General features: G+C 44.8%; 11 protein-coding genes. 10 read left to right on the top strand and 1 reads right to left on the bottom strand.

Features of this window, described 5'->3' with window-relative positions; genetic code table 11:
• The first annotated feature begins 278 nt into the window (after window positions 1-278).
• From K6G33_RS03230 to K6G33_RS03185, 10 genes are all read left to right on the top strand, one after another.
• On the top strand, window positions 279-1,445 hold the full coding sequence (locus K6G33_RS03230) for a dockerin type I domain-containing protein (RefSeq protein WP_296776225.1): 1,167 nt from the start codon (window positions 279-281) through the stop codon (window positions 1,443-1,445).
• Between the two features lie 449 nt (window positions 1,446-1,894).
• Window positions 1,895-3,142, top strand: a complete 1,248-nt coding sequence (locus K6G33_RS03225; protein ID WP_296776222.1) for an MBOAT family protein — start codon at window positions 1,895-1,897, stop codon at window positions 3,140-3,142.
• Between the two features lie 16 nt (window positions 3,143-3,158).
• A complete protein-coding gene (locus K6G33_RS03220; RefSeq protein WP_296776219.1) occupies window positions 3,159-4,649 on the top strand; it encodes a DHHW family protein in 1,491 nt (496 codons plus the stop codon).
• A gap of 9 nt (window positions 4,650-4,658) precedes the next feature.
• A complete protein-coding gene (locus K6G33_RS03215) occupies window positions 4,659-6,449 on the top strand; it encodes an HAD family hydrolase (protein WP_296776217.1) in 1,791 nt (596 codons plus the stop codon).
• A gap of 1 nt (window position 6,450) precedes the next feature.
• Window positions 6,451-6,693: an acyl carrier protein gene (locus K6G33_RS03210; protein WP_296776214.1), complete on the top strand. Its 243-nt coding sequence runs from the start codon at window positions 6,451-6,453 to the stop codon at window positions 6,691-6,693.
• Window positions 6,693-7,535 (top strand): metallophosphoesterase, encoded by an 843-nt coding sequence (locus K6G33_RS03205; RefSeq protein ID WP_296776211.1) that lies wholly within the window; start codon window positions 6,693-6,695, stop codon window positions 7,533-7,535. The genes K6G33_RS03210 and K6G33_RS03205 overlap by 1 nt, the downstream gene beginning before the upstream one ends.
• Window positions 7,536-7,684: 149 nt before the next feature.
• Entirely contained in the window at window positions 7,685-8,446 is a 762-nt protein-coding gene (gene rlmB, locus K6G33_RS03200; protein WP_296776208.1) for a 23S rRNA (guanosine(2251)-2'-O)-methyltransferase RlmB, read from the top strand.
• 11 nt (window positions 8,447-8,457) lie between these two features.
• Complete coding sequence (locus K6G33_RS03195; protein ID WP_296776207.1) at window positions 8,458-10,989, top strand: hypothetical protein; 2,532 nt, start codon at window positions 8,458-8,460, stop codon at window positions 10,987-10,989.
• 62 nt (window positions 10,990-11,051) lie between these two features.
• Window positions 11,052-12,443 carry an LCP family protein gene (locus tag K6G33_RS03190; protein WP_296776204.1) on the top strand — a complete coding sequence of 464 codons (1,392 nt, stop codon included), beginning with the start codon at window positions 11,052-11,054 and terminating at the stop codon, window positions 12,441-12,443.
• 114 nt (window positions 12,444-12,557) lie between these two features.
• Window positions 12,558-13,076: a GNAT family N-acetyltransferase gene (locus tag K6G33_RS03185; RefSeq protein WP_296776201.1), complete on the top strand. Its 519-nt coding sequence runs from the start codon at window positions 12,558-12,560 to the stop codon at window positions 13,074-13,076.
• Between the two features lie 47 nt (window positions 13,077-13,123).
• On the opposite strand, the gene K6G33_RS03180 is transcribed toward K6G33_RS03185, so the two are convergent.
• A complete protein-coding gene (locus tag K6G33_RS03180; RefSeq protein ID WP_296776199.1) occupies window positions 13,124-14,398 on the bottom strand; it encodes an aminotransferase class I/II-fold pyridoxal phosphate-dependent enzyme in 1,275 nt (424 codons plus the stop codon).
• Window positions 14,399-14,471 lie beyond the last annotated feature (73 nt).

The following is a 14,471-nucleotide window of genomic DNA, read 5'->3' as shown; positions in this document are numbered from 1 at the left end:
TGTCGATACAAAACATTTCCATTTGATTTCGTTCCGCTCTGTTTTCGCTCACCATTCTACTCAGCTCCCTTCTCCTATATTATACCACATAAATGCGAAAAAGACCAGCTTTCGCTGGACTTTTTCGACAGGCTGAAAGGCTCCCGAACGGGAGCCTTTTTTATTATAAAAATTCATTGTATATTCATACAATCACATTGATTTCACTTTGAAAATGTCAATATAATGGTATAAGGAGAAATGTTCACATCTTCCCGTCTTTAAAGGAGGTAACACATATGAAAAAAATCATTTCAATTATCATCTCAGCCCTGACAGCTTTTTCTGCCTCTTCTTTGACAACTTTCGCCGCCCGCTCTTTTGATTATTCAGACGATTCGATCACGCATAAGACACGTACACGAATTGTCGGCGACCTTAATGAAGATGGAGAAATAAATGTTGGCGACCTTGTTATCATGACTCATTTCATGCACGGAAACACATCAGACGATAGCGGAAGGTATTATAACGATGAAACAGGATATTCCGATCTGAATTTCGACCTTACAACCGATATTTTTGACCTTGTTGAACTCAGAAAGCTTGTAATATCTCCCGAAAAAGCCTTTAAAATTGTAAGTGATGTCGAAATATTATCATCAGCAGACAAGACAACCGATACCGCAGCCTTTATAAGATCCCCCGAGGATATTGCTTCATATCTTTCAGGCATAGGAACAAGTGAGGAAGAGATACAGAAATATCTCGATATCTACGATGATAATTTCTTTAAAGACAGTGATGTTATCTTCGACACTCTTGCTCAGAAATACGGCAGCGGCGTACATTTCAGCCCCCCCGCAGGAATGTTTTTGCACGGGAAATTTTTTGATATTCTTGAATCCGAAAAAGCAGCTGAATATTTTAATCTGGATATTGAAACGATTAAAAATTCCACTTTTTTCTCCCTTCTAACTTCACAGGAATATAACGAACACCCTATGCTTTATCCCCAAAAAGACAGTGTAGTTCTTTTTCAAATGACCGTTCCCAAGAATTTTTATGACCTGTCAAACGTGATAAGTTATGTATGGGATTTTGAATTATTTACCCCCGAATACGCTGCACACAGATTTGATTCCCCTGATGGGAAGCATCAGCTATATATTCCGGTAACAATAGATGATTTTATGGACGACGGCTGCACTTATATGTTTTTCTGTACAGCCAGCGACGGCTCACTTGAGTACTATCGTGAATATTACGACTTTGACCGCAAAGATAAATTCAGCTGCGACTATACCCCCAAAAACAATAACACCATTTATTATTTCGGCGACAAAGCAAGAATCATATGGCTGGATTTCTGCGCAGAGATAGAATTTAATGTCGAAAAATGGAATGCCGATTTCACGGAATGTACCAAAGTATGGGAAACAATAGCTGAGTTGAGATATGTCTGACCACTTTCCACCTTTCCTGTAACGGGAAAGGTGTTTTTTTATCTGTCAAAAACGCCGCATAAAAAATAAGCTTTTTTGTACCTTGATACGATTTTGGAATATTCACCGCAAAAAATGAAAATCAGTGTCTTTTACTATTGCATTTTGACACTTTTTGTTGTATAATTATTCTTGCGGTATTCGATACCGAATGCTGCTTTTTTCAACATTTCCATGATCTTATTTTCAGCTTTCCGCCTGCTTTTATGCGGTACTACAGATAGATATATTCACATTTGCAACAAGGCGGTAGAACAATGGTTTTTTCAAGATTATTCTTTATATATATATTTCTTCCTGTATGCCTCGTATGTTACGCGGCTGCAAGAGGAGTCAAACAAAAAAATACGGTGTTGATTATTTTTTCACTTTTATTCTATGCATGGGGGGAACCTGTATATATTTTCCTGATGCTGGCAACTGCTGCGGTAAACTACTTAGCGGGGCTTATCATCGGAAAGTATCAGGGCAGGCTCGGAGATACGATAGCAACTTCTGCTGCTGTCATATATGATCTTCTCATGCTCGGTGTATTCAAGTACAGCGGTTTTATTGCGGAAAATATCAACACCTTTTTTTCGTCTTCGATACCGGTCCCCGATATCAAACTCCCTATTGGTATAAGCTTTTATACCTTCCAGACGATCTCATATATCATCGACTGCCACTGGGAAAAGGTCAGACCGCAGAAAAGCTTCAAGAATTTTCTGCTCTTCCTTACGCTTTTTCCACAGCTCGTCGCAGGTCCTATTGTACGTTACAGCACCATCGAAAAAGAGATCAATTCGCGTACTATCAGTCTGCGCGACATATCCTGCGGTCTTAACCGCGTTGCTCTCGGACTTGCAAAAAAAGTCCTGCTGGCTAATCAGCTGAGCATAATAGTAGACTCTGCTCTTGGAAATATCGGCGGATCTACTGTTCTCGGAGCATGGTACGGTGCTATAGCTTACGGCTTACAGATATACTTTGACTTTTCCGGATACTCCGATATCGCTATCGGTCTCGGACGGGTGTTTGGATTTCACTTTGACGAAAACTTCAAACACCCCTTCATGTGCAAGGATATTACCGAATTCTGGCAGCGCTGGCATATCTCGCTGAGCACTTTTTTCCGCGATTATGTCCTCTATGTGCCTATCTTCGGAAAGCGCAGAAAATACGGCGGACTTTTCCTCGTATGGCTCTGCACGGGAATCTGGCACGGCGCTAACTGGAACTTCATTCTCTGGGGCATATACTACGGTCTCTTCGTTTTCGCCGAAATGAAGATCGGCAAGAAAAATATGAAGAAGATACCTGTTGTACTGCGACATATCTACAGCAAATTCGTGATAATCATAGGCTTTGCGATATTCTATTTCGAGGACCTTGGCAAGCTTGGCACATTCTTCCGAACTGCCTTCGGCTTCGGCAAAAACGGCTTCATCGCTATGCAGGACAAGATCTCCTTCATAAACAATATTTACCTGCTGGCAGCTGCTGTGATTTGCTGCTTCCCTATCATAAGCTTTATCAGAAAGAATACGGACAGGCATTTTATCACAAAAGCTGTTACTTCATCAGCTGCTGCCGTTGCTTCGGCATTCCTGCTCGTCATAACAAGCATCATGTTGGTCGATGCTACCACTAACCCCTTCCTTTACTTCAGATTCTGATCTTTAGAGGCAAAAAATGAGTGATAACAAAACAAAAAAATCATCGGAAACAGATAAAAATATATCCGAGAAAAACAATTTAAATGCATCAAATTCCGAGCCTGTAATATTTATCGAGGCTTCAGACCGTACAGGAACTGTCATAGACGTTCCGATAAAAAACAAAAAAACTAAAAAACAGCACAGACGAAAAGCTCTTAATGTCATCGCACTCGCAAATATCCTCATGGTAGGAGCTGTTCTGGCAGGAGGCTTCGCATATATAACCTGTCTCCCCCACGAAACAAGAGCCGATGACGAAAACCGTATGCTCACGGCGTTCCCGAAATTTTCAGCTAAAAACTACGCAAGCGGAAAGTTCACGGAAGGCATTGCCGACTATTTTGACGACACTGTCCACAAACGCTCAGATATCAAGCAATTCATCGCAAATACCCTTATGCCCCTTAAAGGCAGAAAATACGGCGATGACGAAGACGGTGCCGAGCTCTACGGCAGTGGCTTTGAAAAGCCGTCAACTACCACAGTTACCACAACATCTGCTACAACTGCTGTAACCAATGCAAGGACAAGCGTAACTACGACTGCTGAGCCGACAACTGCTGATCCGCCCACCGAAGCACAGGCTGAGGGTGAGCTCACAAACAATATCCTTATCGTGAATAAGCGTGGGATCCCACTTTACGGCGGCGCATGGGGCACCGAACAGGAGTACGCTTCCTATTTGAACGCCTATAAGGAGAAGCTTCCCAACGTCAACGTCTACTCAATGGTGCTGCCGACTCAATGCTCGTTCTACATAACCGAGAAGTATAAAGACCTTGTTCAGAGCGAAAAAGAAGACTTCGACAGGATCGCTGCTGCTTTGCAGAATGTTACTCCCGTTGATGCTTATTCCGCTCTTGAAGCTCACAGGGACGAACCTATCTATTCACGTACAGATCACCACTGGCAACCTCTCGGCGCTTATTATGCTGCGGAAAAGTTTGCAGATACCGCAGGTGTCCCATTCGCAAAGCTCTCGGACTATGAGAAGGTCACTCTGCCGGGATACGTGGGAACTCTTTATATGTACACTCAGAGCAATACACTGCTGAATAATCCCGAAGATTTCATCTTCTACAGACCTAAGACCAATATCCAGGTCACACAGTATGACATAGCATTCAATAATCCTGTAGCTGCCGATCTTCTCCTTGATCCAGCTCCTATGGCAAATTCGGGTTATTACATGATATTCGGCTCAGATGAGAGGATCGTCCATGTGAATACAGAATGCAGGAACGGACGCACCCTTGTCATTTTCAAGGACAGCTACGGCAACGCTCTTTTGCCTGTGCTCACAAGCTCCTTCGAGAACATCTACCTCTGCGATATAAGGTATTTCGAGCTCAACGCCATCGACTTCATAAACAGGGTCGGTGCTACAGACCTGCTGTTCACAATGTGTTCGTTCTCCGCTGTGGGCGGAAACCGTACAAGCATCTACAATAATCTGATAAGGTAAGGTGACAGTATGAAAGAGCTTGATTTTCCCTTCGACGGGAACGAGATAATGAGAAAAAAACTCGCCCTACGAAAAAAAATGCTTTCTGACGGAACTGCAAGGCTGAAAAAGAAAATCGCTGTCCTCGGCGGCTCAACTACGAGCCATGTTGTCGCAGCTCTTGAGCTTTTTCTCCTTAACTTCGGCATAGAACCTGTGTTCTATCAGTCGGAATACAACAAATTCTTCGAGGACGCTTTATTCGGCAGCAAGGAGCTCGACAGCTTCTCGCCTGATATCATCTATATACACACGACCTCACGCAATCTCACTATGCTCCCCGATGATCCTGCCGAAATACCGCAGCAGGCTGAAACACGGCTCAATGAACAGTTTTCGGTATTCAAACAGGTCTGGGAGAGCCTTTCTCAGCGTTTCTCCTGCCCAATAATACAGAATAATTTTGAGCTGCCGCTATGCAGACGCACAGGCAGCTATGACGGCTGGGGAACAGCGGGTCACGCTGCCTTTATAAACAGAATGAACGTTATGCTGTCCGATTACGCCCGCAGCCGCAGCAGTTTCTATATCAATGACATAAACTACCTTTCGGCAGTATGCGGTCTTGAAAAATGGCACGATCCCGAAGCATGGTATCTATATAAGTATGCTATGAGCACCTCCGTTATCCCCGACCTTGCCTACAGCATCGCCTGTATCATCAAATCCGTTTACGGAAAGAACCACAAGGTCATTGATCTTGATCTGGACAATACTCTCTGGGGCGGCGTTATCGGCGACGACGGTCAGGAAGGCATCGAGATAGGTCAAGAAACTCCCGTCGGTCAGTCCTTCGCCGAGTTCCAGAGCTTCATAAAAGGCTACAAAAACTTCGGTGTTCTCCTTGCTGTATGCTCCAAAAACGACAAAGAGAATGCGCTTCTCGGTCTTGAACACCCTTTCGGTGTTCTGAAACCGCAGGATTTCGTTTCCATAAAGGCAAACTGGCTCCCTAAGGATCAGAATATCGCTGATTCTGCCAATGAGCTCAGTCTCGGTGCCGACAGCTTCGTATTCATCGACGACAATCCCGCAGAATGTGCTATCATCGAAGGACAGCTCCCTATGGTGAAAACTATCAGCTTCTCTGATGTCCATGAGGCTATGTACAAGCTGTCCCGCGGCGGTTATTTTGAAGTGACAGCTGTTTCTGCCGATGATATAAGACGCTCGGAAATGTACGCCGCAAACGCTCAGAGAACTGCCCTGCAAAAAAGCTTCGCAAGTTATGAGGAATACCTCATAAGCCTCGAAATGAACGCGGTCATCTGCGGCTTTGAACCTGTATATATACAGCGTATCACTCAGCTCACAAACAAGAGCAACCAGTTCAACCTTACTACACGCCGATATACCGAAAATGAGATACGCGACCTCAGTTCAGACAGCGGTCATATCTGCCTTTGCGGTCAGCTGAGCGATAAATTCGGAGATAACGGTATAGTTTCCGTAGTCATTGGCAGAATAAACGGTTCTCAGCTCGATATAGAGCTGTGGCTCATGAGCTGCCGTGTACTCAAGCGCGATATGGAACTCGCCATGCTCGATGAGCTTGTAAGACTTGCCAGACTCCGCGGCATCGACCGCATCAACGGTTACTACTATAAAACTGCCAAAAACAGCATGGTAGCCGAGCTTTACGGATCGTTCGGCTTTGAGCTTGACAACAGATCCGAAAACGGCGACTCTGTATGGCATATGAACATCGACAGTTATAAAAAGAAAAATAAAGTCATAAATGTAAAAGATAAGGAGAAATAATATGAACATCAATGAAATTATCCCAAGACTTAACGAAGTCTTCCGCGACGTTTTCGGCGACCCGTCGATCTCTGTGACTCCCGATACCACATCTGCCGATATCGAGGACTGGGACAGCATCGAACATATCAACCTCATCGGCGCTGTAGAAAGTGAATTCGGTATGCGTTTCAAAATGCGCGAGGTCTCAGGTATGAAAAATGTCGGCGAAATGATAAATATCATACAGGAAAGAGGCAAATAATGTCTAAAAAAGCTCGGAATAGACTGATCGCAGCTGCTGTACTCCTCATTTTAATTGCCCTGACAACATGGGGCTTTCTCATGAAAACTGTCTATTATTCGGTAAGATCCGATAAACTCGGCAAAGGTGCAAAGATAGTCTTCATCTCAGATCTCCATAACTGCTTCTTTGGCGGTACAGACCAGTCAGGGATAATAAAAGCAGTCAACGAGGAAGCTCCCGACCTTGTCATCTTCGGCGGTGATGTCCTCGATGCGTGGGGCGGCACAAAATACGCTCTGAAGCTTATGTCGGAGCTCAGCCTGACCTATCCATGCTGCTATACCCCGGGAAATCACGAGGAAATGCGCGATGACAAAGAGGAATTCTACGATAAGGTTGGCGAGATATGTCCGATCGTTCTCGGCGGATACGAGCAGTTTACTGTAAAGGATCAGGATATCCGCGTGTACGGAGCCCTCGATTCCATCGCATGGGGAAAGCATGATACTCAGCTAAACGAGTGCTTTAAGACCCTCGATGACGATTATTACAATATCCTCGTCGCTCACCAGCCTGAACAAATAGACAGCTACCTCGGCAAGGACATCAAGGCTGAAAACAGCTTTGATCTTATCCTTTCGGGTCATGCCCACGGCGGTCAGTGGAGGATACCAAAGCTCCTCGATCAGGGTCTTTATGCCCCCGATCAGGGGATTTTCCCCAAATATACCACAGGTATGTATGAGTATGACGATACAGTCCATATTATCAGCCGCGGTCTTGCAAAGCCGCTGCGCATGATATTCATACCGCGTATATTCAACCGTCCTGAGCTGTCAGTGATCAACATCGGCAAATAATGGAATATCCTTTATTTACAGCCCTATATACAAAAAGTACTTGTAATTTCACAACGGTAATGGTATAATGGAAATAACCTTTTCATTTTATCAGTAAAGATTTTAAACAGAACAAAAGGAGCATGGGCATTTCGCGCCCGATGTAAGATATGGAAAAAGAAAAATATATAAACGAAAAATCAGAGAATATCATCTGCGGACGCAACCCCGTTATCGAAGCAATTAAATCAGGCGCTAACATAGATACTGTTTATATTGACGGAAACGGCGGAAGTCTCAGCGTTATCCGCAGACTTGCAAAAGAAAACGGCATAGTTGTAAAAGATGCCGACGATAAAAAACTTTCACGTATGTCAGGCGGTGCTTCCCATCAGGGTGTTGTCGCTGAAGGTGCCTGCGGAGAATATGTATCTGTTGAGGATATCCTCGCAGTTTCACAGAATAAAGGTACAAAGCCTTTTATTATCATCTGCGATGAGATAGAAGACCCACATAACCTCGGCGCTATCATTCGTACTGCCGAGACCTCGGGTGCTGACGGCGTTATAATTCCAAAACGCAGGAGCGCTTCCCTTAATGCCACTGTCTTCAAGACCTCGGCAGGTGCGGCAAGCTATGTCCCTGTGGCAAGAGTATCCAACCTCGCTGCCTGCATCGACACCCTCAAGGAAAACGGCGTATGGGTATACGGTACCGACGCTTCGGGTTCGGACTACTGCGATACCGATCTTACAGGCGGGATCGCTCTCGTTATCGGCTCAGAGGGCTTCGGCATAAGCAAGCTTATCCAGAAAAAATGCGACTTTATGATAAAACTCCCGATGCTCGGAAAAATAAACTCACTAAACGCTTCCGTGGCAGCAGGTATCTTTATGTATGAGGTACTGCGCCAGCGCAGAAGCTCCTTATAAAGGAGATCAGTATGTCGGAACAAAAACCATCACTGGAGGCTATTCTGAACGAATATTCTCCTGACAGCCAAGAGCCTAAGACTAGAGTGGGCAGAGTTGATGCCCAGAAAATAATCAATTCCACTATAGAGTCTCCCGATCTCATTGAAAAAGCCAAATCGAGACCTCCTGTCTCTCATGAAAAATCCGCGCTTTTCGACAATGCGCTCCGAAACGATTCCCCTGCTGACGATGTAAAGCCAGCTGACCTTTCAAGACACAAGATCGCTGTTGTAAGCTCAGACGCAATGAGTGAGATACGCACCAATCCGCAGAGAAAGGTACAGCCGCAGGGTATCGTGACACCTGTGCAGATGACTCCCGATGAAGCTCCGAAAATACGCCGAATGAGCGATTCTACAAGAGCTAAGGAGATCGAGAGCAAAAAGCGAAAGAAAAAGCACCGCGGCAAAAAGGACAATGATTATACCTACACCCGTGAGACTCCCGAGGGCGAGTATATGTATACTCCCCCTGAATTCAAAAAGAAAAAACGCAGCAGGATACAGATAATATCAGAAGCTGAAAGTCCCGAGGGCAAAAAGCAGATAACCGATATCGTTCCTTCCCCTGCCGCTGTCGAGGCTGCAAAGCCTGTAGAGCCTGCTCCGCGAGCCGAACTGACAAGTATCAACCTCAGCGAGAAAGCTCCTGTGGATGCACGTCAGCTCGATGTGCATATCACTCAGGAGGCTGACGAATATATGTCAGTCCACTCGAAGTCCAAACGCACCAAGCGTATCGTCGATTTCAACTACTACGGCGATGTTGAGGACGTTGGAAGAGATATATATGAGCTGAAAAGCACCATATCTGTCAGAGTTGTTATTCTGGCTATGACCGCTTTCCTCAGCCTTTTCATAACGATCACCAACCAGTTCCAGCTGCCTGTGCTGGATATCCTGAGTATGGCACATATCAAGACCTACCTTACGGTACACCTTATACTGGGTACAGTTTCCATTCTTTCTTCAATGGCTGTTATCACAAAGGGCATACGTAAGCTCCTGAGCTTCAAGGCGGACAGCGATTCTATGACTGCGGTCACGGCTCTTTCGTGCCTCATCGCTATTATCCCTGCCTTTCTCAGTCCCGATCTGGTAAGCTCGGAAAATATCCATATTTATATGCCGGTCGGTATCCTCGCACTGTTCATCAATTCAATAGGCAAACTGCTTATCATAAGACGAGCTGCCCGAAATTTCAAGTTCGTGTCAAAGAATTTTGACCGTCACGGTGTTACCTATGTTACCGATGAGGACCGCGCAGAACGTATCACAAGAGGTACTCTCGGCGACTTCCCTATCCTCGTTTCCATGCGCAGGACCGACTTCCTTACAGACTTCCTGCGCTATACATACTCCTCGGATATGACCGATGAGTACTGCCGCAAGGCTACTCCGCTGTGCTTTCTGGCTTCTGTAGCTGTTGCATTCTTCCTGACGTTCTTCTGCAAGGGAAGCTTCCTGAATCTCGATTCCGCAGCTTTCGGATTCTCTATTTTCAGTATGCTCATATGCGCAACTTCATGCATCGCTATGCCTTTTGTAGTGAATATCCCCCTTGAGAACGTTTCAAACAGCGCTATCAGAAATAAAGGCATCATGCTGGGATATCAGAGCGTTGACGACTTCTACGACACTAACTCGATACTCATTGATGCAAGTACTCTTTTCCCCGAGGGAACTGTCAGACTTGACGGAATAAAGGTATTCTCAAATACCAAGCTCGATGAGGCGCTTCTTGAAGCCGCAAGCCTTACTGCTACGGCAGGAAGCATAATGTCTCAGCTTTTCACCGACGTTATCGCAGGCAGAAACGGTGCGCTCTACCCTATCGAAAACTATTCCTATGAGGAAGGTATGGGTATGTGCGGCTGGATAAACAACAAACGTGTCCTTTTCGGCAACCGTGAGCTCATGACAAGCCACAACATCGAGGGCGTTCCCACAAAAACTCAGGAAGCTGAATTCGTTGACGGAGATAAGGACGCTCTTTATCTCTCAATATCAGGCAACCTTGCTGCTATGTTCGTCGTTGATATCGTTGCAGACAGGTACGTAAAGCGCTGGTCGAAAAAGCTCACCAAGCATAAAATATGCCTTTTCATCAAGAGCATCGACCCTTGCATCACCCTCAAAAAGCTCAATAAACTCTTTGGTATACCCGAGGAAACAGCAAGGATCCTTCCTAAAAAGCTTCACGAAGACTTCTACGAGGAAACCAAAAAAGCGGTTCGTCTCAGCTCCTCTATGGCTACTACAGGAAAGTTTTCTTCCCTCGCCGAGCTTCTCATCGGTACAAAGGTAGTTCATGCTTCTGCTATCATAGGACTGATACTGCAAACAGCTTCCATACTTCTCGGCTTCGTGCTTTGTATGATGCTCATACTTTCAAAAGCCTTCCAATCCAACTACATCTATATGTCAGCGACCGCTCTCGTCGTGTACAATGTGGCGTGGGCTGCAATAACTTACCTCGCTGTAAGCATTAAAAAAACATGATAAAACAAGAACCTGCATTTTTAAGAATGCAGGTTTCTTAAAGCATAGAAAGGAGGCTCATTATGCCTAACAGATTCAACGGCAACGAGCCTGACAATATCAGGAATACAGATGATGAAGATACAATGCTCCTTCCGAACGGACTTGATAGCTTCCCTTCTTCTGAACCCAAACGCGAACTTCCTCCTCTGAGGAAAAATATCAACCGCCCTAACAGTCAGAACAATGGCGGTCAGTCATATCAGCAGACTCCACCGCATTTTCCTCAGTCGGGACAGCCGCCGCAGTTTCCTCAGTCTGCTCCTCCGCAGCAGCAATACAACTATAACGAACAGCGCTACTATGATTATAATTATCAGGCTCCTCAGAATTACAACGGCGGCTATAATCCACCTCCGCCGCCTCCGTCTGCGCCATCTGCTCCTCCGCAGCAGCCTGCACCGAGACAGCAGTACATTCCACCGCAGCATAAAACTCCAAAGAAAAAGAAGCGCAAACACAAGTCTCTCGTTGGAAAGATAATCTGGAGAATATTAAGGATATTCCTTATTCTTTTCCTGCTGATATTCGGAATTTATTCCTGCACATCAATAAGCCTTATCCGCAAAATGAATTACGAGGATACCAGCAATCTCACTCACTATGCTTCCTCGGCAGGTCATGAACACGTCCGCAGCTTCCTCGTTATCGGTACTGACGGAAGGACCAAAGACGACCGCGGTCGTTCCGACTCTATGATACTTGTTTCTCTCAACAGCAAGACCAACGAGATCATCATGACTTCATTTATGCGTGACTGCTACGTGGATATCCCTGATAACGGCTGGGATAAGCTCAATGCTGCCTACTCTTACGGCGGTCCCGAGCTGCTGATACAGACTATCGAAAACAACTTCGATGTACGTATAGACGATTATGTAACTATTGATTTCGCTTCATTTGTTTCAGTTGTTGACTCGGTAGGCGGTGTCGATATTGAAGTCTCCAACGAAGAAGCCGAAGAGATCAACGTTATCCTCATGGCTGAACTCAACGGACTCATGGGCGACGACAGAATGGCAGATCTTCTTAACAGTGGCGGAAAGCTCCACCTTAACGGCAAGCAGGCTCTTGCCTACTCCCGAATAAGACACGTCGGAAACAGCGATTTCGAGCGTACTGAGCGTCAGCGCCGAGTACTTTCTCTTATCATCGCAAAGCTCAAATCATTCAAACCGTCTATCTTCAAGAACCTCGCATCTGACGTTATCCCTGATATTTCGACTAATATGACTACTATGAGAGCTTACCTGCTTTCACTCAGACTGCCGTTCGCTGCAAGATATAATATCAAGCAGATACAGATACCTGCTGAGGGTACTTACTACGGAGATGATGTCGATGTCGGAAGCGTTCTTCAGGTCGACCGTGATGCAAACATGAAAATTATCGAAAGCGAAGTTTTCGCTAAATAAAAACAAAGCCATAGTATTTCTGCACTACAAAAGAGATACTATGGCTTTTCTATTGACATACCTAAAGCAATACTGTATAATGATTAATATTAAAAATATTAAGAGGTGCTGAAAATGTCCGAGTTCTTTTCTACCGAAAGACTTACAGTAAGAAAATTCACTCCCGAGGATCACAGCGATCTTGCTGATATACTCACAGATAAAGAAGTAACATATTTTGAACCATATGAGACATTTACAAGGGAAGCCTGTGTTCAGGAAGCAATAAATTTTTCAAGCAGCGATGAATTCTTTGCTGTTGTGCATAACGACAAGGTCATAGGTAAAATATACTTTTCACCAAGAGAATGTGGAAGCTATGAATTAGGATATACTTTCAACCGCTCTTATCAGGGACATGGATTTGCTACAGAAAGCTTACGCGGAATGATAGCTTATGCCTTTAATAATCTCGGTGTGCGCCGCATATTCGCTACTATCGACACAAGAAATGACAAGTCAAGATTGTTAGCAGAAAGGCTTGGAATGCGCAGAGAAGCCGAGTATAAGGAGCTTTATCCTCGCAAAGAAGATAAGTCGATTTACAACGATTTCTATGTTTACGCTATACTGAAAAAAGAGTTCTGTAAATGAATATAAACCAAAACCTCCCAAAGCATATGCTTGGGAGGTTGATTTTTTTATTCAGCAAGAAGCTTTTCAGCAGCTGCTATCTTTACACAGATAACAAACAGCTCCATTGCTTTTGCGAGATCCTCTATTGGCGGATATGTCGGCGCGATCCTGATATTCTTATCTTCTGGATCAACTCCATACGGGAAGGTAGCTCCGGCTCCTGTAAGCGTTACGCCTGCCTCGGCACAAAGCTGAACAATTCTCTTTGCACAGCCTGACAGCGCATTGAATGATATGAAGTAGCCGCCCTGCGGTGTTGTCCACTGACCTATGCCGAGAGGCGCTATCTCCTTTTCAAGAACGTCACAGACAAGGTTGAACTTAGGTGCGATTATAGCCTTATGCTTCTTCATATGCTCTACCATATTTTCAAATGTGCCGAAGAACTTTACATGACGAAGCTGATTCATCTTATCATAGCTGATTATACTGATACCGAGATACTTCTTGAGCTCGTCGATATTTCTCTTGCTTCCGCCCATTACAGCTACACCTGCACCCGGGAATGTTACCTTTGAGGTCGAAGCAAAAAGATAAACGATATCCTCATTGCCAGCCTTCTTTGCTTCGTCAAGGATATTGAGAACATACTCAGGAGTATCGGTAAGGTGATGTATACAATAAGCATTGTCCCAGAAGATACGGAAATCCTTAGCAGCAGGCTTGAGTGAAGCCAGACGCTTTACTGTCTCATCACTGTAGCATATACCGTCAGGATTTGAATACTGCGGCACACACCACATACCCTTTACGGATTCATCATTCTGTACAAGCTCCTCTACCATGTCCATATCAGGACCTGTTGGAGTCATAGGAATATTTATCATCTCAACGCCGAAGAACTCAGTTACCTTAAAATGCCTGTCATATCCCGGAACAGGACAAAGGAACTTGATCTTTCCGCATTCAGACCATGGCTTACTGCCAAGTATGCCCTTGTTGAAAGCACACTGTACTGCAAAGAACATTGCATTAAGACTGGAATTGCCAAAAATAATAATCTCATCAACGCTAACACCAAGCATCGGGGCAAAGAACTTCTTAGCCTCTGGGATACCGTCGAGCAGACCGTAGTTGCGGACATCATTTCCGCTCTCGCTCATAAAGTCTCCGTCATCGAAAACTCTGAGCATATCAACGCTCAGTTCGAGCTGCTCCTTGCACGGGTTGCCTCTTGCCATATTAAGACATAGCCCCTGTCCCTTGAAGTCATTGTAGAGCTTTTCATTTTCGCTCTTGAACGACACAAGCTGGTCTTTCGTCATCTGGGATAAATTCATTATAGGGATCTCACCTTTCGTATAGTATAAAGTGCGCAAAATGCACAAAATCTCCAAATAACAGTATATCACA

The organism is Ruminococcus sp. (assembly GCF_024691275.1).
In the GTDB taxonomy this organism is placed as follows: Bacteria; Bacillota; Clostridia; order Oscillospirales; family Ruminococcaceae; genus Ruminococcus.
This window is presented reverse-complemented; position numbering and strand designations above follow the sequence as displayed.